This window comes from Mucilaginibacter sp. P2_A5 (assembly GCF_056404995.1).
In genome coordinates this window covers 14,172-38,033 of the sequence record NZ_JBFUCY010000039.1, presented here as the reverse complement: position 1 = coordinate 38,033, position 23,862 = coordinate 14,172, and the positions used below count along the sequence as shown (strand labels likewise).

At 43.1% G+C, this 23,862-nt stretch carries 22 protein-coding genes; 12 read left to right on the top strand and 10 right to left on the bottom strand.

The genetic code is table 11. The annotated features are described in order from the left end of the window. Positions 1 to 30: 30 nt before the first annotated feature. Together AC1DXF_RS25745 and AC1DXF_RS25740 are read right to left on the bottom strand one after the other, a co-directional pair. Positions 31 to 1,002, bottom strand: coding sequence for a ribonucleoside-diphosphate reductase small subunit (locus AC1DXF_RS25745; protein ID WP_274212393.1), 972 nt, complete (start codon positions 1,000 to 1,002; stop codon positions 31 to 33). Positions 1,003 to 1,577: 575 nt separating this feature from the next. After that, positions 1,578 to 1,949 carry a methionine-R-sulfoxide reductase gene (locus AC1DXF_RS25740; protein WP_477451571.1) on the bottom strand — a complete coding sequence of 124 codons (372 nt, stop codon included), beginning with the start codon at positions 1,947 to 1,949 and terminating at the stop codon, positions 1,578 to 1,580. A gap of 152 nt (positions 1,950 to 2,101) precedes the next feature. Between AC1DXF_RS25740 and AC1DXF_RS25735 the strand changes: the two genes are divergently transcribed. Beyond that, positions 2,102 to 2,662 carry a hypothetical protein gene (locus tag AC1DXF_RS25735; protein ID WP_477451570.1) on the top strand — a complete coding sequence of 187 codons (561 nt, stop codon included), beginning with the start codon at positions 2,102 to 2,104 and terminating at the stop codon, positions 2,660 to 2,662. A 308-nt stretch (positions 2,663 to 2,970) separates the two neighbouring features. Here AC1DXF_RS25735 and AC1DXF_RS25730 read toward each other — a convergent pair whose 3' ends face one another. Next, complete coding sequence (locus tag AC1DXF_RS25730) at positions 2,971 to 4,515, bottom strand: serine hydrolase domain-containing protein (protein ID WP_477451569.1); 1,545 nt, start codon at positions 4,513 to 4,515, stop codon at positions 2,971 to 2,973. A gap of 181 nt (positions 4,516 to 4,696) precedes the next feature. Here AC1DXF_RS25730 and AC1DXF_RS25725 point away from each other — a divergent pair, with 181 nt between their 5' ends. Further along, a complete protein-coding gene (locus tag AC1DXF_RS25725) occupies positions 4,697 to 5,590 on the top strand; it encodes an HNH endonuclease (RefSeq protein ID WP_477451568.1) in 894 nt (297 codons plus the stop codon). An 11-nt stretch (positions 5,591 to 5,601) separates the two neighbouring features. Here the strand turns inward: AC1DXF_RS25725 and AC1DXF_RS25720 are convergent, their stop codons facing one another. From AC1DXF_RS25720 to AC1DXF_RS25695, 6 genes are all read right to left on the bottom strand, one after another. After that, a complete protein-coding gene (locus AC1DXF_RS25720) occupies positions 5,602 to 5,847 on the bottom strand; it encodes a UPF0175 family protein (RefSeq protein ID WP_477451567.1) in 246 nt (81 codons plus the stop codon). A gap of 131 nt (positions 5,848 to 5,978) precedes the next feature. Further along, entirely contained in the window at positions 5,979 to 6,857 is an 879-nt protein-coding gene (gene sucD, locus AC1DXF_RS25715; protein ID WP_274212389.1) for a succinate--CoA ligase subunit alpha, read from the bottom strand. A gap of 256 nt (positions 6,858 to 7,113) precedes the next feature. Next, the gene (locus AC1DXF_RS25710; RefSeq protein ID WP_477451566.1) at positions 7,114 to 7,443 is read right to left on the bottom strand and encodes a hypothetical protein; all 330 of its coding nucleotides are present in this window, start codon (positions 7,441 to 7,443) and stop codon (positions 7,114 to 7,116) included. A 170-nt stretch (positions 7,444 to 7,613) separates the two neighbouring features. Further along, the gene (locus AC1DXF_RS25705; protein WP_477451565.1) at positions 7,614 to 8,012 is read right to left on the bottom strand and encodes a hypothetical protein; all 399 of its coding nucleotides are present in this window, start codon (positions 8,010 to 8,012) and stop codon (positions 7,614 to 7,616) included. Between the two features lie 267 nt (positions 8,013 to 8,279). Further along, the gene (gene dctA / locus AC1DXF_RS25700; protein ID WP_477451564.1) at positions 8,280 to 9,545 is read right to left on the bottom strand and encodes a C4-dicarboxylate transporter DctA; all 1,266 of its coding nucleotides are present in this window, start codon (positions 9,543 to 9,545) and stop codon (positions 8,280 to 8,282) included. Between the two features lie 128 nt (positions 9,546 to 9,673). Further along, a complete protein-coding gene (locus tag AC1DXF_RS25695) occupies positions 9,674 to 10,462 on the bottom strand; it encodes a hypothetical protein (protein WP_477451563.1) in 789 nt (262 codons plus the stop codon). A gap of 344 nt (positions 10,463 to 10,806) precedes the next feature. On the opposite strand from AC1DXF_RS25695, the gene leuS reads away from it, so the two are divergent. The 3 genes from leuS (at position 10,807) to AC1DXF_RS25680 (ending at position 15,612) form a co-directional block, all read left to right on the top strand. After that, positions 10,807 to 13,644 carry a leucine--tRNA ligase gene (gene leuS, locus AC1DXF_RS25690; RefSeq protein ID WP_477451562.1) on the top strand — a complete coding sequence of 946 codons (2,838 nt, stop codon included), beginning with the start codon at positions 10,807 to 10,809 and terminating at the stop codon, positions 13,642 to 13,644. 916 nt (positions 13,645 to 14,560) lie between these two features. Next, positions 14,561 to 15,067 (top strand): hypothetical protein, encoded by a 507-nt coding sequence (locus tag AC1DXF_RS25685; RefSeq protein WP_477451561.1) that lies wholly within the window; start codon positions 14,561 to 14,563, stop codon positions 15,065 to 15,067. Beyond that, a complete protein-coding gene (locus AC1DXF_RS25680; protein ID WP_477451560.1) occupies positions 15,067 to 15,612 on the top strand; it encodes a GNAT family N-acetyltransferase in 546 nt (181 codons plus the stop codon). Before AC1DXF_RS25685 ends, AC1DXF_RS25680 begins: the two co-directional genes overlap by 1 nt. 102 nt (positions 15,613 to 15,714) lie before the next feature. On the opposite strand, the gene AC1DXF_RS25675 is transcribed toward AC1DXF_RS25680, so the two are convergent. After that, on the bottom strand, positions 15,715 to 16,293 hold the full coding sequence (locus AC1DXF_RS25675) for a fasciclin domain-containing protein (protein ID WP_477451559.1): 579 nt from the start codon (positions 16,291 to 16,293) through the stop codon (positions 15,715 to 15,717). A 431-nt stretch (positions 16,294 to 16,724) separates the two neighbouring features. Between AC1DXF_RS25675 and AC1DXF_RS25670 the strand changes: the two genes are divergently transcribed. The 7 genes from AC1DXF_RS25670 (at position 16,725) to AC1DXF_RS25640 (ending at position 23,851) form a co-directional block, all read left to right on the top strand. Continuing rightward, positions 16,725 to 17,120 (top strand): hypothetical protein, encoded by a 396-nt coding sequence (locus tag AC1DXF_RS25670; RefSeq protein WP_477451558.1) that lies wholly within the window; start codon positions 16,725 to 16,727, stop codon positions 17,118 to 17,120. A 115-nt stretch (positions 17,121 to 17,235) separates the two neighbouring features. Continuing rightward, positions 17,236 to 17,616, top strand: coding sequence for a hypothetical protein (locus tag AC1DXF_RS25665; RefSeq protein ID WP_477451557.1), 381 nt, complete (start codon positions 17,236 to 17,238; stop codon positions 17,614 to 17,616). Between the two features lie 63 nt (positions 17,617 to 17,679). Continuing rightward, the gene (locus tag AC1DXF_RS25660) at positions 17,680 to 18,819 is read left to right on the top strand and encodes a 5-(carboxyamino)imidazole ribonucleotide synthase (RefSeq protein WP_477451556.1); all 1,140 of its coding nucleotides are present in this window, start codon (positions 17,680 to 17,682) and stop codon (positions 18,817 to 18,819) included. A 226-nt stretch (positions 18,820 to 19,045) separates the two neighbouring features. After that, the gene (locus AC1DXF_RS25655) at positions 19,046 to 19,705 is read left to right on the top strand and encodes a hypothetical protein (protein ID WP_477451555.1); all 660 of its coding nucleotides are present in this window, start codon (positions 19,046 to 19,048) and stop codon (positions 19,703 to 19,705) included. A 112-nt stretch (positions 19,706 to 19,817) separates the two neighbouring features. Beyond that, positions 19,818 to 20,309 (top strand): 5-(carboxyamino)imidazole ribonucleotide mutase, encoded by a 492-nt coding sequence (gene purE, locus AC1DXF_RS25650; RefSeq protein ID WP_477451554.1) that lies wholly within the window; start codon positions 19,818 to 19,820, stop codon positions 20,307 to 20,309. A 290-nt stretch (positions 20,310 to 20,599) separates the two neighbouring features. Beyond that, complete coding sequence (locus tag AC1DXF_RS25645; protein ID WP_477451553.1) at positions 20,600 to 21,289, top strand: ABC transporter ATP-binding protein; 690 nt, start codon at positions 20,600 to 20,602, stop codon at positions 21,287 to 21,289. Positions 21,290 to 21,292: 3 nt separating this feature from the next. Beyond that, entirely contained in the window at positions 21,293 to 23,851 is a 2,559-nt protein-coding gene (locus tag AC1DXF_RS25640; protein WP_477451552.1) for an ABC transporter permease, read from the top strand. Positions 23,852 to 23,862 lie beyond the last annotated feature (11 nt).

Genomic DNA, 23,862 nt, shown 5'->3' with positions numbered 1-23,862 from the left:
CAGTCTTGATACTTGATACTAACTACTCTCTTAAAAATCTTCGTCAAGCGAGAACGCTTTGCTTTCGGCATTGTTTAGCACGCCGCTTTTCTGGTAATCGCCAACACGTTTTTCGAAGAAGTTGGTTTTTCCTTGCAGCGATATCATCTCCATAAAGTCGAAAGGATTGCTGGCGCCGTAATGTTTTTCGTAGCCAAGTTCACCAAGCCACCTATCGGCAACAAACTCAATGTACTGGCCCATCATTTTGGCGTTCATACCAATCAGGTTAACAGGCAGCGCGTCGGTAACAAATTCTTTTTCTATTTCAACCGCATCAGTAATGATCTTGGTAACAGCTTCGGCGCTCAGGCGCTTGTTAAGCATTTTGTATAATAAACAGGCAAATTCGCAATGCGAACCTTCATCGCGCGAAATCAATTCGTTACTGAAAGTTAAGCCCGGCATCAGGCCACGTTTTTTAAGCCAGAAGATAGAGCAAAAGCTACCCGAGAAGAAAATACCTTCAACAGCGGCAAAAGCAACCAAACGCTCGGCAAAGTTGCCGTTGTTTATCCAGCGCAGTGCCCATTCGGCTTTTTTGGTTACACAAGGTATGGTATCAATAGCATGGAACAGGCGGTCTTTTTCGGCCGGGTCTTTGATGTACGTATCAATTAACAGGGCATAAGTTTCAGAGTGAATGTTCTCCATCATGATCTGGAAGCCGTAAAAACAACGGGCTTCGGGCAACTGCACCTCGCTCATGAAATTCACGGCCAGGTTTTCGTTCACAATGCCATCGCTGGCTGCAAAGAAAGCCAGTATGTGCGAAATAAAATGCTTCTCGCCCGAATTCAGGTTTTCCCAGTGCTTCATATCGTCCGAAAGATCGATCTCCTCGGCTGTCCAGAAACTGGCTTCAGCCTTTTTATACATTTCCCAAATAGCCGGATACTTAATAGGCAGTATCACAAACCTGTCCTTGTTCTCTTTCAGTAATATTTCGTCTTCCTGTATCATAGGGGTACCTGTTTTTTTTCGTTTTATTATTTACTTAGTGACATCAGACACCAACACCGGCCTTATTAAAAAATAAAGCTTTCATTTTGCTGCGACATGGCTTGCCAATCACAGTTTTTAGTATGTAAATTCCTGACAGTTAAGTGTTTGCATTATGGATGATGAATACATCCGACTGTCTGTTGAATACCTTTTTATTACCTTGTAGAACAAAGTTAATGTTTGAGTTGGTATGGTGTTAATGATAGTTTTTAACAAAGGCCCGAGTTATTAACACTTTGTCGATTTATTTTAAACGGGGCTTTGTTGAAAGAAAATTAAGAGACTTGATTACAGCTAATTAAAATAAGCCCATCAAATGCATAGTGTAAAAACAGGGCCGAACCAATAATTTAACATTACAAATTACTTTACTTAACACAGACAGTTATTAAAAAATAGATAACGCCTTTGCTAAAGGCCGGTATCAATCTCGAAATCGGACTAAAAAAGCCGCTCAAAAAACCAAATGTGGATAAACAAAATACCCCGCGGGATAAAAACCATACGGGGTATTCCTAAAAGTTTTAAGAAAGTTAGCCTACTTCGTTTACCGGAACAAATTTCATTGATACCGAGTTTACGCAATGGCGGGTGTTTTTTGGGGTGAGGTATTCGCCTTCGAAAACGTGGCCCAGGTGGGCGCCGCAATTGGCGCATACAATCTCCACGCGGCGTCCATCCGCATCGGGTACCCTTTTTACAGCGCCCGCAATCTCGTCGTCAAAACTTGGCCAGCCACAGTGCGATTCAAATTTCGACTCGGAGCTGTACAACGGTGTATCACAGCGTTTACAAACGTACAGGCCTTGCGCATGATTGTTTAATAACGAGCCTGTAAATGGCCTTTCGGTGCCTTTATGCAGTATAATGTATTCTTCTTCGGGTGTTAACTTGTTGTATTCCATTTTAATTATTGAATGACTGAATTAGTGATTTAAGCTCACTCTTCTACTACCTAAATATACGACAATTAAGGGGGATTGAATGTTTTGGGAATGATGTTTACATTGGGTTGACTTGCACAATAAATACCAAAAAATACGGTTATCTTGCTACCATGAATCCATACCTCCTATTATTGGCATTTGTGTTTACAGTAGGTAAACCAAAGCATGATTGGGCTTTAGCTTCCTCGGTTCATTTCTATAAACAGATAATTGATACCCCGCGGCTGGCTATTTTAAACCTGGAGAAAAACCTGGTAAGCAATTATTTTGATGAAGGCTCAAAACCTGCCGTGCTTGAGCCGGATGAGATAGAAAAAATAAATCTTTTGATTACCGAAGCGGTCACTCAATATAATATGGATAGCGAAAAAATTTACAGGCAAAACCAGGCAAATACAAAAAAATATCCTGGCTCGGTTGCTTATGATCCCAGGATTAAGGCGCTATCAAGCTATTACAAGCAAATTGTTGCGGTTACTAATGCAAAGGACGAAAAAGAAGTTTGGGTAAATTGCTTTTGTAAATTAGATGACTGGCGCCCCGACAATGACAAAAATTATTGGCGAAAAAGTATTGTCAGGATAATGGACGGAGGAAGCTGCTATTTCAATTTAAAGATAAACTTAACTACAGGAACTGTTATTTGGTTTAGAGTAAACGGCGTGGCCTGACCCGGCATAAACTACTGTCGTGTCAACGATAAATTGGCGGATATTCTTTAGCCCAAAGTCTTATGTTCTAAGAAGCTGTCTAAAATTAGAAAAACAGACCGTCATTGCGAGTTACGAAGCAATCCCGACTATGCAGATCGTACTTGCAAAGCTACCCTGTAAGTAGGGGATTGCTTCGTACCTCGCAATGACGCGTGGATATGTGCTTCATAAGAAGTATAAAAGCATTCATAAATCAAATTTAGACAGCTGCTAAGTCAAAAGAGAAAAAAACTTTAGGCTTACGACTTTTTACTGTTGACTTAATATTACTGCGTCACCACGTCCAAATGATACTCCTGTATCAACGGCGGGTTTTCGGGCGTCAGCGTAAAACTCACTTTAATATTGGCGTTCTCTCCCTTAATAATAAAATAACCGCGTAACTGGTTTTCCGGCACTACATCGCCCACGCTCACCGTTTTACCGGCCCTGGCAAAAGCATCCGCAGTTGCAACTTTCAATTTATCGGGGAAATAATCCATAAAAAAGTTATCGGCAAAAATGCCGCTTTCTTTGGCTTTGCTCCAATCGGCAATAACTTTCGACAGGTCGTTTTTGCGTTGTTCCAATATTAATGATGCCGGCAACTGGCGGGGTTTTATACCGGTTAAGGCCATTATGGTATCCAGCACCTGCGTATTGGGATAACCAGCCCGTGCATAAGTTAAATTGGCGAACGACACTACGCCGATACCATAATCGGGCATCATGTTCCATTGGCTGCCAAAGCCCGGCAAACCGCCGGTATGGCCAATATAAACCCGATTGTCGCAATCCTTTGCCCAGCGTAACCCGTAGGCGTAAGCGCTCACATTAGGGCAAGGGCGGCCTGTGGTTGTTTTGGCATTCGGTGTCAAATAGTTTACATCCCAGGGGTACTGCATCTCGCGGATAGAGCTGCGTTTGATGGGCCCGGTTTCGGCATCGTCCCTTGGCGGCCAGGCATCCAGGTGCAGGGCTATATATTTGCTAAAATCTTCAATACTGGTAATCAGTCCGCCCATGGCGCCGTATGCACCGTCGTGCAGTAAAGGCTGCTCAACCCATTGGTTATCCAGCCAGCGGTAGCCCAGGGCCAGTTGCTCTTTTGGTACTTTGGTGTATTCCCAGTATGTATGCGTCATACCCAGCGGCTTCAAAATATTATCGTTAATATAGGCCTCGTAGGTTTTGCCCGATACTTTTTTGACGATATAGCCCAGCGTGGCAAAGCCCAGGTTACTGTACTCATAACCCTGGCCGGGGTTATTGGAAAAAGAAACGCCTTTTTTGTATATGGCTACCAATTCGGCATCGCTTACGGCCAGTTGCCTGTCACCCCAGGGATTATCTTCCGGGTAACCGGCCGCATGGGTAAGCAGGTGACGTATGGTTATAGGCGTAGCATCCTTAGTCAGGTATTTGGTACCCTTCATTTCGGGAATGTACAGGTAAGCCGGATCATCCAGCTTAAGCTTACCTTCATCGCGCAGCTTTAAAATAGCCATAGCAGTGAGGCTTTTAGTCATAGATGCGATGCGAAAAGCCGATTTAGGCGTAGCCGGTATTTTATTTGGCACATCGGTATAACCAAGGCCTACGGTATGCACCAGTTTACCATCCACAATAATGCCATAAGCAACACCCGGCCAATGATTCTTTTCGGCGTAATCCTTATAAATCTGATCGATAACAGGGTAAGTAGCTTCAATCTTTTTCAGCCTGTCGGGGTCGGTGAAGACGCCAGGTTTGTAGGTTTGGGCATTGACTGTTGCGCAGCTGGCGGATAATAAAATTATGCTGAATATTTTATGCAGATGTTTTGCGATCATGACGGTTGTTTTGAAGCGTAATGTTTCTAAAATAATCTTTTCCAATGAGTTCTTAAAATTAGACAGAGTAATTGAACCAACAATCTTAAATAAGCCCAACCTGAATCAAGAAAATATGATTTACCAAAAGTAACTCACTCGGATTTTAATCTAATAAACTATATTGCCAGAAACCTAAAATATGTTTGCGATATCACCTACGGATAAAAGTTGGTTTGACCTTTTAAAAAAACAACAATTTAATTCTTACGTCAATTTTTGGACACCAACTCCTTGGAACATTAGAAAGCCAAGATTTGAGGATCGATGGTATTTTCTTTTGAAGTCGCCAATTAGAAAAATTGGCGGTTTTGGTGAACTGATAGAATATAAAAACATGACCATTGCGGATGCATGGAAGCATTATGGACTTCGAAATGGATGTGAGAGTTTTGAGAATATGTCAGCAAAAGTTCAATCTTATGTTAATAAGCACAGTAAAAGAAATGGGAAAAAGGACGTTAGCATTGAAGATTATAAAATTGGATGTCTCATTTTAAAGAACTGTCAGTTTTGGGACGAAGGAGATTATTTAGATCCCCTGGAATATAATGCTTCGGTAAAAGATCAAGTTGTAACTCGTAAGATATTCGATAGGTACGACCCTTTTCTTCATGATTCTAATAACAACTCTTTTCAGATTTTAAGTGAACCACGAGAGGACTATAAAGCACAAATTAACCAGAGACGAGGACAAGGAAAATTCCAAGGATTAATTCTTAAAGCATATAATAATGCTTGTTGCATTTCTGGCGAAACTTGCCCTGAACTATTAGATGCGGCGCACATTCAAAACTATTTAACCGAAAGTTCTAATCATGTTCAAAATGGACTTTTGCTAAGAGTCGATATTCATCGATTATATGACAATGGATTATTATATATCGACGATCAATTTAATATTTTAGTGAGTCCATTGCTTAAAGGAACAATGTATTGGCAATATAACAGAAAATCAATCAAATTACCTGGCGATATAAATGATTATCCGTCAAAGAATGCATTAAAATCAAAGCTGTCAAATTTTAGGAAGTAATTTTAAATTCTTTACAGAACAATTGATTTCAAAATGCCATCAAGCTCATCTTTCAGGTCTTCAACCGAATAGTTGATATAGGATACGCCATATTCATTAAGCAGCTCGGCAAAAGTACATTTGGTAAGGCCCGACATAACAGCGGCCTGCCCGAGTGATAATTTACCCGACTCATAAAGTTTGGCAGCGATAAAGCGCACAGTATCGTTTTTATACTCGCCAAGGCTGTCTGGAACTTCTAAAGTGATGGTTGTCATATTGTAAACATACAAATAGTTAAAAATTATGTAAGAAAGAACCAATAAAAAATCCCGGCCAAAATGACCAGGATTGAAATATGTTTACTTGCGAACCTTTCGCCTTTAACCTTTTAGCTTTCGCTTCAGCCTTAAGCTAACTTAGCCAATTCCTCAGCCATAGCAGCGCCAATTTCGGCAGGAGATTCTACCACGCGGATACCGCACTCGGTCATAATTTTCATTTTGGCTGCAGCTGTATCGTCGGCACCGCCAACAATTGCACCTGCGTGGCCCATCCTGCGACCCGGAGGCGCGGTTTGGCCGGCAATAAAGCCTACAACCGGCTTGGTACCAAATTCTTTAATCCAGCGGGCTGCATCGGCTTCCATACCACCGCCAATTTCGCCAATCATGATAATACCGTGTGTATCCGGGTCATTCATCAGCAATTCAACAGCTTCTTTGGTTGGGGTACCTATGATCGGGTCGCCACCAATGCCTATGGCAGTGGTAATACCTAAACCGGCCTTAACCACCTGGTCAACCGCCTCGTAAGTTAACGTGCCGGATTTTGAAACCACGCCTACATTGCCTTTTTTGAAGATAAAGCCAGGCATAATACCAATTTTACTTTCGTCGGCGGTAATAATGCCGGGGCAGTTGGGGCCAATAAGGCGCGCGTCCTTATCGGTTAAATATTCTTTTACCGCAATCATATCCTTTGTAGGGATACCTTCGGTAATACAAACAATAACTTTAATACCGGCCTCGGCAGCTTCCATAATGGCATCGGCGCCAAAAGCAGGAGGTACAAAAATGATAGATACATCGGCGCCGGTTTGGTCAACCGCGTCTTTAACAGTATTAAAAACAGGCCTGTCCAAATGGCTTTGGCCGCCTTTACCTGGTGTAACACCACCAACAAGCTGGGTACCATAAGCAATCATTTGCTCGGCATGGTAGCTGCCCTCTTTACCGGTGAAACCTTGTACAATAACTTTTGAATCTTTATTTACCAGAACACTCATTGGTTTTTTTCGTTTAGTACGGCAAATCTAAAGTTTTTGGCCGAATGTCAAACCCCATAATAATTTAATAGCACAATAATTTAATATGATAACATAAAAGTGACGTTTTGATATTGGACGGTTACCCGTGATGATGGTATCGGGATGAAGTCTCCCCGTTAATAAAACGGGGGTGGGCTTTACATACATATATCTATTTACCCGCCAATAAAAATGTATTAAACGAATCAGCCTTTAATAACGGACTGATTGAGCCTTAAGCCGGATTTGCCTTGGCGGTTATTTTCTTCCAGATGGAGAATCCTCCGTAAACAAACATCAAACCAATAAACACATATACCCAAACGGAAATATTGCGCCCGGCGATGATGAGGTAAAGGTAAGGCAGACTAAAACTAAGCGATGCCAGCAGCAGTGGAATAAGAATAGGCTTTTTTGCCCTGAAAACTTTGATGACCCAACCAAGGAACGAAAAAAAGCAGATCTTACTAACTAAATAAAGAATACCAATAAGCAAAGGATCAACCTCGTGCTTTTCGCCCAAGGCAATAACCCAGTCTTTAAATAGTGTGATATAATCCGTCATATATTGCAAGGTATGCATTAACTGGTATACATAGGCTGTATTTGCCAATTAATGTGTTCACCGGGGATCTTTTAAGCGGCAAATCAAAAGTTCCCCCTTCAGGGGGTTAGAGGGCTAAACTCCCTTTGGCAATTATAATAATAGCTATACGCCATTCACAGCCACATCTTTTACCAGCACTTATTGACGAGATAGCCTTCGTCTATTTTTTTAAATACTTGGTTTGTGGTAACCCCCAGCATGTCAAGATGATATTTAAATAAAACACGTTCATTTTTAAATATTTCAAGATTTATCCGGCTGCAGCCAAAGCAGATGTCCATGTGTGCATTAACTAAGCCGGCCTTATAAAACATAATACCCATCTGTGGTTCAAAGCACCCTACTGGCTCCATCCCTTCGTAGTTATCGTTGTGTATGTTTTTGAAGGTTGTAAGTATTTTATTAATATCATGTTGTTGGATAATTTTGCCCCCGTCAGATAGCAAGGGGAGCCAATGCTGAGTTGAATCGATAAACCCTTCGCCCAACATGAAACCACCGCTCGAACTGTTACTGGTCTTATACAAAAGCCCTGGCGGTTGTTTAAACCCATTCCCACATCCAAATGAAAATATTTTTACAGAATCGTATTTTAAAGTATCCAAATTCCTGATCAGATTGCTGTTTTTTGCAAAGTGAAAATTTGGTCTTTCGACAATTGGGCTTTCCCTATGTTTTTTTGACCGCTTATGTTGACCATAAACCGATGTGATACACGTAGCCATTATAACTAATAAAATAACTCTTTTCATCAATAAAGTATTAATCTTTGAATAAGATAAAACACTCCCCCTTCAGGGGGTTAGGGGGTTAAACTCCCCCTCGCTCTTCGCAATTACAATAGTAGCAACGCCATTGCCTATCACATTGGTAATGGCCCGCGCTTCCGACATAAATCTATCCACCCCAATCAATATAGCCAAACCCTCTACCGGGATAATTTTTATAGCCGCGAGCGTACTGCTTAGCACAATAAAACCGCTGCCGGTAACGCCGGCCGCACCCTTAGAGGTAATCATGAGGATACCTATAATAGTTAACTGCTGTGCCAGCGACAAAGGCACATTAAAAACCTGCGCTAAAAATATCACACACATGGATAGGTAAATGGTGGTACCATCTAAATTAAAGGAATATCCCGTTGGGATAACCAGCCCGACGACTGATTTGGAGCAGCCAAACTTTTCCAGTTTTTCCATCATGGCAGGCAAGGCCGATTCGGAAGAAGAGGTGCCTAACACAATCAGTATTTCTTCCTTAATATATTTGAGATATTGCCACAGGCTGAATTTATAAATGCGGCAGATGATATTGAGCACCACAAAAATAAACAGGAACATGGTAAGGTAAACCGAACCCATTAATATAAGCAGTGGCTGCAAAGTTTTTACACCGTATTTACTGATGGTAAATGCCATCCCTCCGAAAGCGCCCAAAGGGGCCACCTTCATTACTATTTTCATGATATTGAAAAACACTTTGGATAGCTTATCAAACAAACTGATAACATTCTGCCCCGTTTCGCCCATACGGCTCAGGCCAATGCCAAACAGGATGGCAAAAAACAGGATCTGTAAAATATCGCCTTTGGCAAATGCATCAAACACGTTGCCGGGTACTATGTGGGCTATAAAATCGCCCCAGTGCATTTCTGATGCTGCTTTTTCATATACGGCAAGTTTACCTGTTGTATCGGTAATGTTATGGTTTTGAAACCCGGCGCCGGGTTTAATAATATTGGCTACCGCAACCCCAATAATGAGGGCAAACGAAGTAACGATCTCGAAATAAAGCAAAGCCTTCCCTCCTACCCGGCCCACCTTCTTCATATCGCTCATACCGGCAATACCCAGCACAATCGTAAAAAATATGATTGGCGCAATCAGCATGGCTATTAAACTGATAAAGGTCTTACTGATCAGTTCGGCTGTTGGAGCAAAACCTTTAAAGTTTAACCCCACTACCACACCAAGCGCTATGGCAACAAGTACCTGGAAAGTGAGGTTTGAAATAAGGCGAAGCCCCCTGGCCCCCTGAAGGGGGAACTTTTTGATTGGCATTTGTTATCGGGCGTTTTTATGGTTTAACAAGTATACGGTTTTGGAGTTATAGTTTGTTCAAAACGCCTGTTAACAAAAATCCCCGCTTACCTTATTGGCAAGCGGGGATTTTAAATTGGCAAGGTGATTTATAACACCTGGCCGGTTTTGATATTTATAGTATAAACCTTACCATTAATGGTAAACTTGGCTTTATGGCTGCCCATGAAAGTTATCGTGCCAATATAGCTCCAGGTTTTACCTTCATAAGTGCCCTTGGTTGCAAAGGTGGCGGTGCCGCCTGTTATATCAGCATCGGCTGCCATGTCTATTAACAGGCCCGTTAGTTTATAGTTAAATGAAGCGGCAATGACTTGCTTTTTTCCGGCCTCGGTATAACTACCATTTAAATAGGCATTTAAAGCACCATCTAACTGAAGCTTTGTATTGCTTACACCCGGGTTAAGGCTTTTTAACACAAAGCTTTTACCGTATTTTTCGGTAATATTGGCGCCGCTGCCAACCAAAACCAGGTTTAAGCTGTCCTTAACATTTATGCTTGATGGCTTGTTGTTGGTACATAAAACCTCATATTTAATTTTCTCCCAAAGGTCGAGCTTTGATGTATCGCCATTATTAAAATTAAATGAAAACGCCGTGTCGATTTTGAAACCACAGCCAAAATCGTGGGCTGATTGAATCCTTGCTTTGCCTTTGGTTTTAAAAACAATGTTCGACGGATAATCCAACCCGTCTGAAATGCTGAAGCCACCTTCTTCACCATACAAAGCCTGGCTAAGGCTTGTAGCAATCTCTGTGCTTACCAATGCTGGGTCGGCTGTGTTTGTAGTAGTATCTTCTTTTAGTTTGCTGCAACCAAAATAGGTTAGCAAAATAGCCGCAGCGGCTATCAGGGTAAGTTTGTAATTGTGTTTCATGTTTAAGTTTTAAATATTAATGTCAAATTTAACGCTATTACGGCGAATTATAAAATAAGTTCTGCTTTTTTGGGTTCGGGGCTCGGGTTGCCTGGTTCGGGTACAAAGGGTACGGCTTTTCCGGCTTCAGGTTGAACCTTTTGAAGAGCAAGCAAGAAAGAAAGTTCAGGACACAGGTTCCATCAATCCTGGTAACTGCTTAATCCGCCCCCTGGCAACCCGAACCTGGCAACCCGCAACCCGAACCTCACACCCCGAACCCAAAACGTGAACTAATCGTCAATAAACTACCATACTAATAGAGATTTTCTTAATTTCGCAACCTCATACGTATAACCAACAAAATGGACTATCAATTTAAAGATATAGAGCAAAAGTGGCAGCAGTTTTGGGCCCAGAACAATACGTTTAAAGCCGAAGATAAAAGCGCCAAACCCAAGTATTATGTGCTGGATATGTTCCCTTACCCATCGGGTGCGGGGCTGCATGTGGGCCATCCGCTGGGGTACATTGCATCTGATATTTTTGCACGTTACAAACGCCTTAAAGGTTTTAACGTTTTGCACCCCATGGGTTATGATAGCTTTGGCTTACCGGCCGAGCAATATGCCATACAAACCGGGCAACACCCGGCGGTAACCACAGAAGATAATATTGCCACCTACCGCCGCCAATTGGACCAGATTGGCTTCTCGTTCGACTGGAGCCGCGAGGTGCGCACCAGCTCGCCCGATTATTATAAATGGACCCAGTGGATTTTTATGCAGCTGTTTAACAGTTGGTATAATAAGGATGCCGATAAAGCCGAAAGCATTGCCAAACTGGTTGAGCATTTTGAGCAAAACGGATCGGCAGGTATTAATGCCGTATGCGATGAAGAAATATTGAGTTTTACTGCCGCCGGATGGAAAGCGATGAGTAACCAGGACCAGCAGGCCGAACTATTGAAATACCGCCTAACCTACCTGCGCGAAAGTACCGTAAACTGGTGCCCCGCCCTTGGTACCGTATTGGCAAACGACGAAGTAAAAGACGGCTTTAGCGAGCGCGGCGGCTACCCCGTTGAGCAAAAAAAGATGATGCAATGGAGCATGCGCATCACCGCCTACGCCGAAAGATTGCTACAAGGCCTCGACACCATTGACTGGCCCGAACCACTGAAAGAAATGCAACGCAACTGGATAGGCAAAAGCACCGGAGCTTCTGTGAAATTTCCAATAGATAAAACCACTCTCCACTCACAACTCACCACTAACTATATAGAGGTTTTCACCACCCGTGTTGATACCATCTTCGGCGTAACCTTTGTGGTGATAGCGCCCGAGCATGAGTTGGTGGCCAGTTTAACTACGCCTGAGCAGAAGGCCGATATTGATGCCTACATTGCCGTTACCAAAAAGAAATCGGAGCTTGACAGGATGGCGGATGCCAAAACTGTATCGGGTGCTTTTACAGGCAGCTACGTATTAAACCCATTGAACGGCCAGCAAATCCCGATCTGGATTGCCGATTATGTGTTGGCAGGCTACGGAACCGGCGCCGTAATGGCTGTACCATCAGGCGACCAGCGCGATTATTTATTTGCCAAACATTTTAATTTGCCGATAGTGCAGATTCTCGACACCCAAAAAATAGATACCGAGGCCGACCCAACCAAGGAAGGCACCTACATCAACTCGGAATTTATGAACGGGTTGGATTATAAAGCGGGTACCGCGGTAGTTATTGCCAAACTGGAAGAGGTTGGCGTCGGCAAGGCCAAAATCAATTTCAGGATGCGCGACGCCATATTTGGCCGCCAACGCTACTGGGGCGAACCTGTACCTGTTTACTTTAAAGATGGTTTGCCGCATTTAATTGAGGAAAGCCACTTACCGCTGTTGTTACCTGAGGTTGATAAATATTTGCCGACTGAATCGGGCGAACCGCCGTTGGGTAGAGCCGAAAACTGGAGCTACAAGAGTCAAGAATCAAGAATCAAGAATCAAGACGAAGCCGGATACGCCTATGAGCTTTCGACCATGCCTGGCTGGGCAGGCAGCAGTTGGTACTGGTACCGTTATATGGATGCCCATAACGATAAAGAATTTGCATCACCTGAAGCTATCGCTTATTGGAAGGATGTTGATTTATACATCGGTGGCAGCGAACACGCTACCGGGCACTTGTTGTATAGCCGTTTCTGGAATAAGTTTTTGAAAGATATCGGCAAAGTTGGAGAGGAAGAACCTTTCAAAAAGTTGATTAACCAGGGGATGATTCAGGGCCGCAGTAATTTTGTTTATCGGTTGATAGATGACGAAGGCCGCGGAACCAACACTTTTGTATCTCATGGTTTGATTAAAGAATATAAAACATCGCCTTTGCATGTTGATGTAAACATTGTGGAGAACGAAGTGATGAACATTAACAAGTTCAAACAATGGCGGCCGGAATTTGCTGATGCTGAATTTATTTTAGAAAACGGCAAATATATCTGCGGCGTCGAGGTCGAAAAGATGTCAAAACGTTATTATAACGTTGTTAACCCGGACGACATTGCCCAACGTTACGGTGCTGATACCCTACGCATGTACGAGATGTTCCTTGGCCCGCTCGAGCAAAGCAAACCATGGAATACCAACGGTATCGAGGGGGTGTTTAAATTCCTGCGTAAATTCTGGCGGTTGTTTCATAACGATGCATGGGAATTTAGCGTATCCGGCGCCGAGCCTTCAAAAGCAGAGTTGAAATCGCTGCACAAGATCATCCGCAAGGTTGAGGAAGATATCGAGCGTTTCTCGTTCAATACTTCGGTATCCAGTTTCATGATCGCCGTAAATGAGTTAACGGATTTAAAATGTAATAACCGTGCGGTGTTACAAGATATGGTGATCATCCTATCTTCCTACGCGCCACACATTTGCGAGGAGTTGTGGACCTTGCTGGGCAATCCGGCCGGCACCTTATCATATGCGCCGTTCCCTAAGTTCAACAGCACTTATTTAATTGAGGATGATTTTGCTTACCCGATATCTATCAACGGTAAAATGAAAATGAACCTTAACATCCCGCTAAGCCTGGAGGTAAAAGAGATAGAAGAAACCGTATTGGCCAACGCCGACGTACAAAAATACCTTGACGGCAAAGCACCTAAAAAGGTGATTGTTGTTAAAGGCAGGATTGTGAATATGGTGGTGTAGGCCCCCCTCATAAGATAAAAAAAATGTCATTGTCGCGCTACGCTCGCAATGACATTTTTTTTGTGTTAAGCTTTCTGAAAATCCGCGGATTCTGAAGGGAAAAATGACATTCAAAAATAAAAGCTCTGTCATCCTGAGTGGTAAAATTTCGCGAAATTCTGAAGGGGAAATGACAAGCCGGCGAAAGACTTACGAAGTTTTTAAAACTTCGTAAGTCTGGGATTCTACAACATGTCATGGGTAGGTACGAAGGATTTCCTATTCGCGAACTTTTCTAGCGGTCATGCACAGCTGACAGATCCTTCGTCTTCAGGATGACAGAAAAATTAGATATGTCACGGGTAACCACGAAACAATCGCGAATTACTATATATCCGCGTGAATAGTTCGCGATTGCCGCGCTGCGCTTATAATGACATCGATATAAGTTATTGATTATCAAACATATTTTTTATTCCCCTCTCGAGAGGGGGCGGGATGGGGAGTGCGTTGGCAGGGGTGTGTTTTTCCGCGTTCATTGCGCGTGCATAAACACCCCCCTCCGCCCCTCTCAAGAGGGGAATCGCACATTTCCACCGCTTTTTAAAAGGGATCCGCAAAATTTTTCATCTCTACATTAAGTCCCATTCGCAATCATGTCATCCCCATTTTTTCCAGGTTTTACCTGATGGTTACTCGCAATTACATATTTTTGTCTTGAGCTTTCTGAAAGTTCTCGAAACATCCACATGCTAAGTGTACTTCATGCGGGTCACCTCTCCTGTGGGGTGCCGAAACAGGTTCGGCATGACATTGGGGATGAAATCGTTGTCATTTCTGCCTCAGAATTTTCGCGAAATTTAACTGATAAAAAATAAAAGGCCAGGTACGTCCGGTTTTTATAAAAAGTATAACTTTATACCATAAATACTCCGTTATGGCAGCACAAAACCAACAATCAACGCTAAAAGATGCCTTGCCCACTATTTTCTGGCTTGGTTTTTTAACCGGCACGCTCGATGGTATGGCAGCCATCATCTGGAGTTTCATCACCAACCCAAAGGCAGGCGCCGATATTATTTTTGAATTTATTGCGAGCGGCGTATTTGGCAAAGCAGCTTTTACCAGCGGCACTCAAATGATAGTGGCGGGTGTATTTTTTCACTACCTCATTGCGTTTTTGTTTACAGCAGCCTTTTACCTGCTTTACCCCTTTTTTGATAAGCTGATCCGTAATAAATACATTATTGCAGTTGTTTACGGCATTATCGTTTGGCTGGTAATGAACCTGGTTGTAGTGCCGCTAAGCAAAATTGGTTACCATCATATCAAAGTGCATGTGGCATTAACCGGATTAGTTATTCTCATCATTTGCATTGGTATACCTGTTGCGCTTATTGCCGATAATAAATACTGGAAGGCTAAATTTTCTCCAAAAAAATAATGGGCATCGTTTTTCCATCGGCCGTTTTCCCGCAATTAAAAACTGATAGATTGGTTTTGAGGGAACTTGTACCTGCAGATAGCGTGCAGCTTTTTGCCATCCGCAGCAACGCGGCCATAAACCGTTTCATAGGCCGCAGTAACGAGCAAACGATGGATGCCATTAATCAATTCATCGAAGACCGTAAACAGGATAGGCTTAACGGGAAAGGCGTGTACTGGGCTATCGAATTAAAAAACACCCCCGGCCTTATTGGCACCATTTGCTGTTGGAATTTTGATTACGACTCGGCAACAGCCGAGATTGGCTACGAGCTGCTGCCATTACACCAGGGCAAAGGCATTATGCGCGAGGCTATTGAAACAGTAATTTCCTTTGGGTTTAACGATATGCTGGTTGAAACCATAACCGCCGGGTCATCGCCCCAAAATGACCGCTCGGTAAAATTGTTAGATCGCAGCGGATTTATTTATTCTGAAACGACAGACGGGCTCCTGGTTTATAAATTGACCAAGGCGGCATGGTCAAACAATAGCAAGCGCTAAAAAGGGCCTGGCGCTTTACCGCCAAACCCTTTGGATTTAAAATTGATAATTAATCCCGTACTTATACCGGGATATCTTGTTTTAAGTGCGGCATTGCCTGGCTTATTGCGGCATAAGCACGCCATTTAAGCCGTGAATAACACCGTTAGATGCCATGGTATCAAACGAGACAACCAATGCTGTATTTCCTTTGGCATCTACTATTTGTAAATTGCTTTTATCGTTTACCGACAAGGTAAGGTTATCGCCGTCCACGGTTTTTAATACGGCCTTTCCTTTACCTGCAGTTAAAGCTTTGATAATATCGGCTTTGGTATATTTACCGGCAACTACATGGTAGTTTAGCACTTTAGCCAGTTTGCCATGGTCTTTAGTCAAATCGTCCATGGTAGGCTTTGGTACTTTGCTGAATGCAACATCATTTGGTGCAAATACGGTGAATGGGCCGGGGCCTTTTAATTCAGGTTCCAGTTCGGCAGTTTTAACGGCCAGTGCCAACGGGGCAAAATCGGTACTACTGCTTAAAACACCAACTACATCGCCGGATGCGGCCGATGGCGCGCCAGATGTTGTTGCCGGAGCGGCTTTGGTGGTATCTGTTTGTTGAGTTTGCGCTACGGCTTTGTTTGACAAAAATCCGATACCTAATGCGGCTACGGCAACTAAAACTGACTTTTTCATGTTCATCTTTCTTTTGATTTTGTTTATAAATTGAAATGTAATGAGTAGCAGTTTATCTTATATTTTTTTCTTTTAAGTTATATAATTAATCTTGCTTTGGAGGTATTATAACTAATAATTACATAAAAGGTTTTGAATTGACACGGATTTCACGAAGTAGGTCGAATTTCACGGATTGGAAAAGAAGGCGAATTTATTGAATCTGAGTAGGTTAAACGATTGTAGGTGCCGTGATTATTTTTAAAAAAAATCACGGCAAGGGCAGAAAACTGATTGCTGAATAAGGGGATCATCATACAACAAAACTATCTGAAAGCATTTTATCCCGGAGCGGTTTTAAGGATACTTTTTATTCGGTATTTCTACTTCGGCAATAAAAATGTAGTTTTAAAAACTTTGCCGCTCAGCTTCCGGGGCATGTTATATGTGTTATGAAAATCTGGAAATTACTTTTGTTGCTGTACCTGTTTTCGGTGCTATTATCCATCGTACTCAGTTTCGCATTCATTCTATTCACAGTTAAGGGCCAGTGGGATAGTCACCTCGTGCCATTAACCCTGGTTGGAGCATTAGTGCTTAATCTCCCGTTAACTCTGCTTTGGATCCCGGGCCTTTTTATGTCCATAAACTTTAAAAACGAAAAAAACAAGGCATTTATAGCGTGTTTTATAACGCCCGTAGCAATTTTAGGTTACATGCTGTTTGGCGCGAAGCTGCAATACGGCGATAAGGAATTTTACGCCATCCAGGTAATTTCGCAGATAATTGTACTTTGCTTTATGTTTTTCAGGAGGTTAACACCCGATAATATTGTTGAGGAAGATTGAAAATAGTACCGTGCATTAATTTTTGACATTGATATTAAAGCTTTAAGTAAGCTATTGCATTATTTTGCACCCGCATACAAAACACTGCCCGCGGGCTTACTCACAAATATTAATCATGAAAGTACACGCCAGACAACTTTTTAAAACATTTATATTTTCTGTTATCTTATCCATAGCTGCCAACAGCATTTACTATGCGGTAAATCAGAAAGGGGCCGACTATTCCCTCGCGCTGCCAAAAATTATTGAGGGGATAGTTTTGCTCAATATTATTGTATTCGTGATGTCGTTGCCATCGTTATTCCTGGTTAACCCTGCTTACTGGAATAACCTGCCGGTGCGCTTGCCTCTTTATTTTGGCGGCCCGGTAGCGTTTATAGTAACTATATTTACCATGCCCCTGCCACCGCAGTATAAAGTGATTTACCTGGTAACCGGGTTCATTTTTTTAACTGTGCATACGGTTTTCTATTACCTGAAGGTGAAAAAAGGATAACAAGGCAGATATGAAAGCAGGTTATGGGTTTTTGAAAGATTTCAGGTAAACTTGCAACATCAAATGAAAGCATTTTACGGAGATTTGAAATTGGGTATTCTGGGCGGCGGCCAGTTAGGTCGCATGCTGATACAACAGGCTATAAATTATAATGTTACGGTTAAAATCCTCGACCCCGACAGGGAAGCCCCCTGCCGTAAACTTTGCGACGAATTTACCGTAGGTTCACTGGGCGATTATGAAACCGTCTACAATTTCGGCAAAACTGTCGACCTGCTCACCATCGAGATTGAAAAGGTAAATGTAGACGCGCTGGAGCAATTGGAGAAAGAAGGTGTGCTGGTTTACCCGCAATCGCGCATCATCAGGCTGATACAGGATAAGGGGCTGCAAAAGCAGTTTTTTAAAGAAAACGATATCCCCACTGCCGATTTCCAGATTATCGCATCGCCACAGCAGTTAAAGCAAAGTCATATTCCGTTCCCCTACATCCAGAAGTTACGCAAGGATGGTTACGACGGGAAAGGCGTTTACAAGGTAGTTAATGAATCGTACCTTGATAAAGCCTTTAAAGAACCCAGCCTTATTGAGCGTTGGGTTGATTTTGAAAAAGAAATAGGTGTAATAGTAGCCCGGAATGAAAAGGGTGAAATAAGTGCCTTCCCGCTGGTTGAAATGGAGTTTAACCCAGAGGCCAACCTGGTGGAGTTTTTAATTTCGCCATCAACCTTACCTTTTGAAATACAACAACAAGCCGAGCAAATTGCCAAAAAAATAGCCGAAAGCCTCAATATTGTGGGCTTATTGGCAGTAGAAATGTTTTTGGATAAAACCGGGAAAATTCTCGTTAACGAGCTTGCCCCCCGCCCGCACAACAGCGGCCACCAGACTATCGAAGGCAACGTGGTTTCGCAATTTGAACAACATTTAAGGGCGATATTTAACCAGCCTTTAGGCGATACCGCCTGCCTTAACAACGCCATCATGATAAATGTATTAGGCGAGGCCGGTTACGAAGGCCCTGCAGTTTACCAGGGAATCGAAAAGGTGCTGAAAGTGCCTGGGGTGTATATCCATCTTTATGGCAAAGCGCTAACTAAACCATTTAGGAAAATGGGCCATGTAACGATAGTTGATGCGGATAGGGAAAAGGCGATAGAGAAAGCGAGATTTGTGCAGAAGACTTTGAAAGTAATAAGCTGACAACACGTGGAGACTTACGAAGTTTTTGAAACTTCGTAAGTCTGGAATTTTACAACCGTGTCATTGCGAGGAACGAAGCAATCGCGAACTTTGCAAATCCGCCATGCACTCGACGAGATTGCCGCGCTATTGCTCGCAATGACATAGTCTATGTAGTGGGTAGGTGCGGTTATTATCGATAAAGCGAAAAAAGTTGTGACTTATTGAATTGTTAAAACCCCTTATCATGAACATTAAAATAATTGTACTAACTGTTCTTGTTGGCTGTATTGCGACGGTTACTTTTGCTCAATACACTTATAAGCAAAGGCTTGGAGGGATAGCGAGAGTAATGTTGCCAGATAGCCCTGCATTCCAAAGGATAAGTGGTGTAAACGTTTACATGGTTAACCATAATGGGGTGACGTATACGGGAGCGATAGCAGACGCAGAAGGAGGACTATTGGATCTGTTTAAAAATGATAATGTCGACTCCGTTTACAACAACTACATAAGGGGGGCATTAAAAAGAACCGACAGCAAAACGTTTTATAAAAATAAAATAAAAATTAACGGACTCGACGGAGTTGAGTTTGGTTATAAAGCACATTATAACGGGTATGATACGTATGTATATCAACGTGTGGTATGTTTAAATGATTCCATGGCAATATGCTCATTATCTTGTTCCAATTTATTGCCGGGTACGGATAAGAATTTAAAGGTGTTTTTTGACGGTTTTAAAGTTTTAAATACATGGCATGCCCGGCAAGACATGTCTTCTTTGGACTACAAGTGGGGGAAATTGACACATTACCTGATGTTTTTATGCATCCCAATTTTGATTGGCCTTGGTATAGTATTTTTGATAAGAAGAATAGTTTACGAAAAAACAATGAATAAATAACACGTTGTCGCAAAGCGGGAAATCTTTTTACCTTGCATAATTGCCTTGCAAATCAAGAGATTGCTTCGTGCCTCGCAATCACGGTGCTAAATATATATACAATAACAACAACATGAGCCAACCAAAAGTAGCCATTATTATGGGCAGCAAATCTGATCTGCATATTATGCAGGATGCTGCCGATGTATTAAACGTATTAGGTGTTGATTACGAAATTACCGTAGTATCGGCACACCGTACGCCCGACAGGATGTTCAGTTACGCCCGCGCCGCGGCCGACCGGGGCATTAAGGTGATTATAGCCGGCGCCGGTGGCGCTGCCCACTTGCCTGGTATGGTAGCCTCGTTAACCCATTTGCCGGTTATCGGTGTGCCTGTAAAGTCAAGTAATTCTATCGACGGCTGGGATTCAATACTATCGATATTGCAAATGCCAAATGGTATCCCGGTTGCCACGGTAGCCCTGAATGCGGCCAAAAATGCAGGGATACTTGCAGCGCAAATTCTATCCACTGCCGACGAATACCTCGTTAAAAAACTAATCGACTTTAAAGAAGATCTGAAGAAAAAGGTTGAAGAATCGGCAAAGGAAATGGAGGGGTAGATTGCCGGAGGATATTTGAGGATTTGAAAATTTGAGGATTTGAAAATACTTTTAGCTTCGTTATCCGTTAGCCGGGCGGTCATACAATATTTTGTTAATTTCTGAATTAACGGAAACAGGTAACGGTTCTAATCTTTATTGGAGACATCGCTATCAAAAAACATGGCTATGTCATTAAATAAAAAAACGTAGCTCTCCACAGCTATAAGCAGGCCATTTCCCGGATATTTATGCAAACCGATGTGGTAACAAATTGGTTGGCAATTTATCAAAGTATAAAAATTTATCCGTTGGAAGCTATTCTTCATATTCAAAACCTGAGTAAAACATACCAAAGTGCCGGGCGTACGCTTACAGTGCTCGATGATATTAACTTTTCTATAACCGAAGGCTCTACCAACGCCATTGTTGGCCCATCGGGCAGCGGTAAAACTACCTTGCTGGGGCTTTGCGCGGGGCTCGACAGATCGAGCACGGGCTCTGTCGAACTGAACAGTATTAACCTGGGCAATTTAACCGAAGACCAGCGCGCGCAGGTGCGTAACCAGTACGTGGGTTTTATTTTCCAGAATTTTCAATTGCTGCCAACGCTTACCGCTTTGGAGAATGTGATGGTGCCGCTTGAGCTCCGGAACGAAAAAAACATCAAGGCAAGGGCATTGGATTTGTTGGATAAGGTGGGCCTTGCCGACCGCGGGCACCACTACCCTTCCCAACTATCCGGCGGCGAGCAGCAACGGGTTTCGCTGGCGCGTGCGTTTTCAAACGCGCCCAAAATACTGTTTGCCGATGAGCCAACCGGAAACCTGGATGCCGAGACCAGCGAAAAGGTAATTAAGCTCATCTTCGACCTGAACAAGGAAGCGGGCACTACCCTGGTTGTAGTAACCCATGACCTTGACCTGGCGGCCAAAACACAACGCATCATCAGGATAAAAGGCGGCAAACTGGTAGCCGACCAAAAAACAATTAACGGGTAAGTTATGGGTATCAATCCGGTTAATTATCAACGAAAAACAAATGTTGCCTGGCTGTTTAACATGGCCCTGCGCGATAGCAGGAAAAACCGCTCGAGGTTGTTCCTGTTCATATCGGCTATAGTATTTGGCATTGCGGCGCTGGTAGCCATCTACTCGTTCAGGTACAATGTACAAAACGATGTAAACGGCCAGGCAGCAACGCTCATCGGTGCCGATTTGCTGATATCGGGTAATAAACCTGTCGACCCGAAGCTGAAGAAAATGCTTGACTCGTTGGGCGATAAAAGATCAACCGAACGGAGTTTTGCATCGATGGCCTATTTCCCCAAAAGCAAAGGCACCAGGCTGGTACAGATCAGGGCTTTGCAGGGCGATTACCCTTATTATGGATCTATAGAAACCACGCCGGAAATTGCCGGTACATCCTTTAAACAAAGCCAAACCGCCCTGGTTGATAAAACGCTGATGCTACAATTTGGCGCAAAGGTTGGCGACTCGGTACGCATAGGTACCCTACATTTCCTGATAGCCGGCGCATTGGACAAAGCCCCCGGCCAAAGCGGCGCCATGGCGGGTATTGCCCCCGTGGTATACATACCCATGCGGTACCTGGAGCAAACCGGTTTGATGAAAACCGGTAGCCGCGTAAATTATACCTTTTACTACAAATACGACCATAAAGTTGATATGGAAAAGCTAACCAAAAAGCTCGACCCCATATTAGACAAAAATGGCATGAACTACGATACCATTGAAACCCGCAAGGAAAACACAGGCAGGGCCTTTGGCGACCTGGGCCGTTTTTTATCATTGGTAGGCTTTATAGCTTTACTGTTGGGCTGCGTAGGCGTAGCCAGCGCCATCCATATTTATGTGCGCGAAAAAATAGCATCAATAGCCATTATGCGCTGTTTAGGCGTTAAAGCATCCGAAGCGTTTTTGATTTACCTAATCCAGATTGTAGGTATCGGGCTTATTGGTTCCGTAGCTGGTGCAGCATTGGGCACGGCTATTCAGCATTTGCTGCCCTTGGTTTTTAAAGACTTTTTGCCTTTCACCATTTCTGTCGAGATCTCGTGGCTGGCTATTGGCCAGGGTATTTTATTAGGGGTCATCATATCCGTATTATTTGCTTTATTGCCGTTGATATCGGTGAGGAATATCTCGCCGTTGAATACCCTGCGCATGTCGTTTGATGAAACGGGCCGAAAGCGCGATCCTTTAAGCTGGCTGGTTTATTTGCTTATCGTCGCGTTTGTGCTGGGCTTTACTTATTTGCAATTGGATAGCTGGATAGGCAGCATTTTTTTCACTATCGGTATTTTAGTTGCCTTTATGATATTGGCCGGTGTGGCATGGTTGCTCATGCGCATCATGAAACTGGTAATAAACAGCAGCTGGAGCTATTTATGGCGACAGGGTTTTGCCAACTTGTACCGGCCGAATAACCAGACTTTGATCCTGATGGTTTCTATAGGGCTAAGTACTGCCTTTATTTGTACGCTTTTTTTTATTCAGAGCATCCTTATTGGCCAGGTAAATTTATCAAGCAGTGGCAATCAATCCAACATGATTTTGTTTGATATTCAAAAAAGCCAGAAAGATGCCGTGGCCGATGTAACCCGCAAAAATGGATTGCCGGTACTGCAGCAGGTGCCCATAGTTACGGTGAGGTTAGAGCAAATAAATGGCAAAACCGCTGCCGATGTAATTAAAGACACCACTATCAAAATCCCCCATGGCGTATTTGCCTGGGAGTATAGGGTAACGTTTAGGGATACCTTGTCATCATCAGAAAAACTGCTAGATGGTAAATGGATGGGTAAAGCCGAAGCAGGGAAAGATATTCCCGTTTCGGTAGAAGAGAACTTACAAAAACGTGCCCACCTTAAAATTGGCGATAAACTGGTATTTAATGTTCAGGGGGTGCCGATGCCTGCCTATGTAGCCAGTGTGCGTAAAGTTAACTGGGGCAAAGTGCAAACCAACTTCCAGGTGGTGTTTCCTACCGGCGTGCTGGAAGATGCGCCACAGTTCCAGGTGCTCATGACGCATGTGCCCTTAAACAAAGTATCGGCGGCTTTTCAACAGGCTGTAGTAAGGCAATTCCCCAACATATCAATTATCGATCTTGGCTTGGTTTTAGGCATCCTGGATGAGTTATTAAGCAAAATCAGTTATGTTATCCGTTTTATGAGCGCGTTCAGCATCATTACGGGTATTGTGGTACTCATCGCTTCGGTACGCATCAGCAAATACCAGCGTATACAGGAGAGCGTTTTGTTACGGACGCTTGGGGCCAGCCGCAAACAAATACTGGCTATAACCGCGTTGGAATACCTGTTTTTAGGCAGTCTATCGGCCTTAACAGGCATATTGATAGCGGTGGCCGGTACATGGTTTTTAGCAAAATATAGTTTCGAGATCCCTTATTCGGTTAGCTTTGTACCCGCGTTGATTTTATTTTTTATCATCGCTTTGCTAACTGTAATTATTGGTTTGTTAAACAGCCGGGGCGTGCTCAACAAGCCGCCTTTGGAGATATTAAGAACAAACGCCTAACCGCGTTGTAT

What these genes read in the sequence shown, in the direction of transcription:
- AC1DXF_RS25745 (WP_274212393.1), bottom strand. Translation starts at nt 1,002, where the DNA reads ATGATACAGGAAGACGAAATATTACTGAAAGAGAACAAGGACAGGTTT.
- AC1DXF_RS25740 (WP_477451571.1), bottom strand. Translation starts at nt 1,949, where the DNA reads ATGGAATACAACAAGTTAACACCCGAAGAAGAATACATTATACTGCAT.
- AC1DXF_RS25735 (WP_477451570.1), top strand. Translation starts at nt 2,102, where the DNA reads ATGAATCCATACCTCCTATTATTGGCATTTGTGTTTACAGTAGGTAAA.
- AC1DXF_RS25730 (WP_477451569.1), bottom strand. Translation starts at nt 4,515, where the DNA reads ATGATCGCAAAACATCTGCATAAAATATTCAGCATAATTTTATTATCC.
- AC1DXF_RS25725 (WP_477451568.1), top strand. Translation starts at nt 4,697, where the DNA reads ATGTTTGCGATATCACCTACGGATAAAAGTTGGTTTGACCTTTTAAAA.
- AC1DXF_RS25720 (WP_477451567.1), bottom strand. Translation starts at nt 5,847, where the DNA reads ATGACAACCATCACTTTAGAAGTTCCAGACAGCCTTGGCGAGTATAAA.
- sucD (WP_274212389.1), bottom strand. Translation starts at nt 6,857, where the DNA reads ATGAGTGTTCTGGTAAATAAAGATTCAAAAGTTATTGTACAAGGTTTC.
- AC1DXF_RS25710 (WP_477451566.1), bottom strand. Translation starts at nt 7,443, where the DNA reads ATGACGGATTATATCACACTATTTAAAGACTGGGTTATTGCCTTGGGC.
- dctA (WP_477451564.1), bottom strand. Translation starts at nt 9,545, where the DNA reads ATGCCAATCAAAAAGTTCCCCCTTCAGGGGGCCAGGGGGCTTCGCCTT.
- AC1DXF_RS25695 (WP_477451563.1), bottom strand. Translation starts at nt 10,462, where the DNA reads ATGAAACACAATTACAAACTTACCCTGATAGCCGCTGCGGCTATTTTG.
- leuS (WP_477451562.1), top strand. Translation starts at nt 10,807, where the DNA reads ATGGACTATCAATTTAAAGATATAGAGCAAAAGTGGCAGCAGTTTTGG.
- AC1DXF_RS25685 (WP_477451561.1), top strand. Translation starts at nt 14,561, where the DNA reads ATGGCAGCACAAAACCAACAATCAACGCTAAAAGATGCCTTGCCCACT.
- AC1DXF_RS25680 (WP_477451560.1), top strand. Translation starts at nt 15,067, where the DNA reads ATGGGCATCGTTTTTCCATCGGCCGTTTTCCCGCAATTAAAAACTGAT.
- AC1DXF_RS25675 (WP_477451559.1), bottom strand. Translation starts at nt 16,293, where the DNA reads ATGAAAAAGTCAGTTTTAGTTGCCGTAGCCGCATTAGGTATCGGATTT.
- AC1DXF_RS25670 (WP_477451558.1), top strand. Translation starts at nt 16,725, where the DNA reads ATGAAAATCTGGAAATTACTTTTGTTGCTGTACCTGTTTTCGGTGCTA.
- AC1DXF_RS25665 (WP_477451557.1), top strand. Translation starts at nt 17,236, where the DNA reads ATGAAAGTACACGCCAGACAACTTTTTAAAACATTTATATTTTCTGTT.
- AC1DXF_RS25660 (WP_477451556.1), top strand. Translation starts at nt 17,680, where the DNA reads ATGAAAGCATTTTACGGAGATTTGAAATTGGGTATTCTGGGCGGCGGC.
- AC1DXF_RS25655 (WP_477451555.1), top strand. Translation starts at nt 19,046, where the DNA reads ATGAACATTAAAATAATTGTACTAACTGTTCTTGTTGGCTGTATTGCG.
- purE (WP_477451554.1), top strand. Translation starts at nt 19,818, where the DNA reads ATGAGCCAACCAAAAGTAGCCATTATTATGGGCAGCAAATCTGATCTG.
- AC1DXF_RS25640 (WP_477451552.1), top strand. Translation starts at nt 21,293, where the DNA reads ATGGGTATCAATCCGGTTAATTATCAACGAAAAACAAATGTTGCCTGG.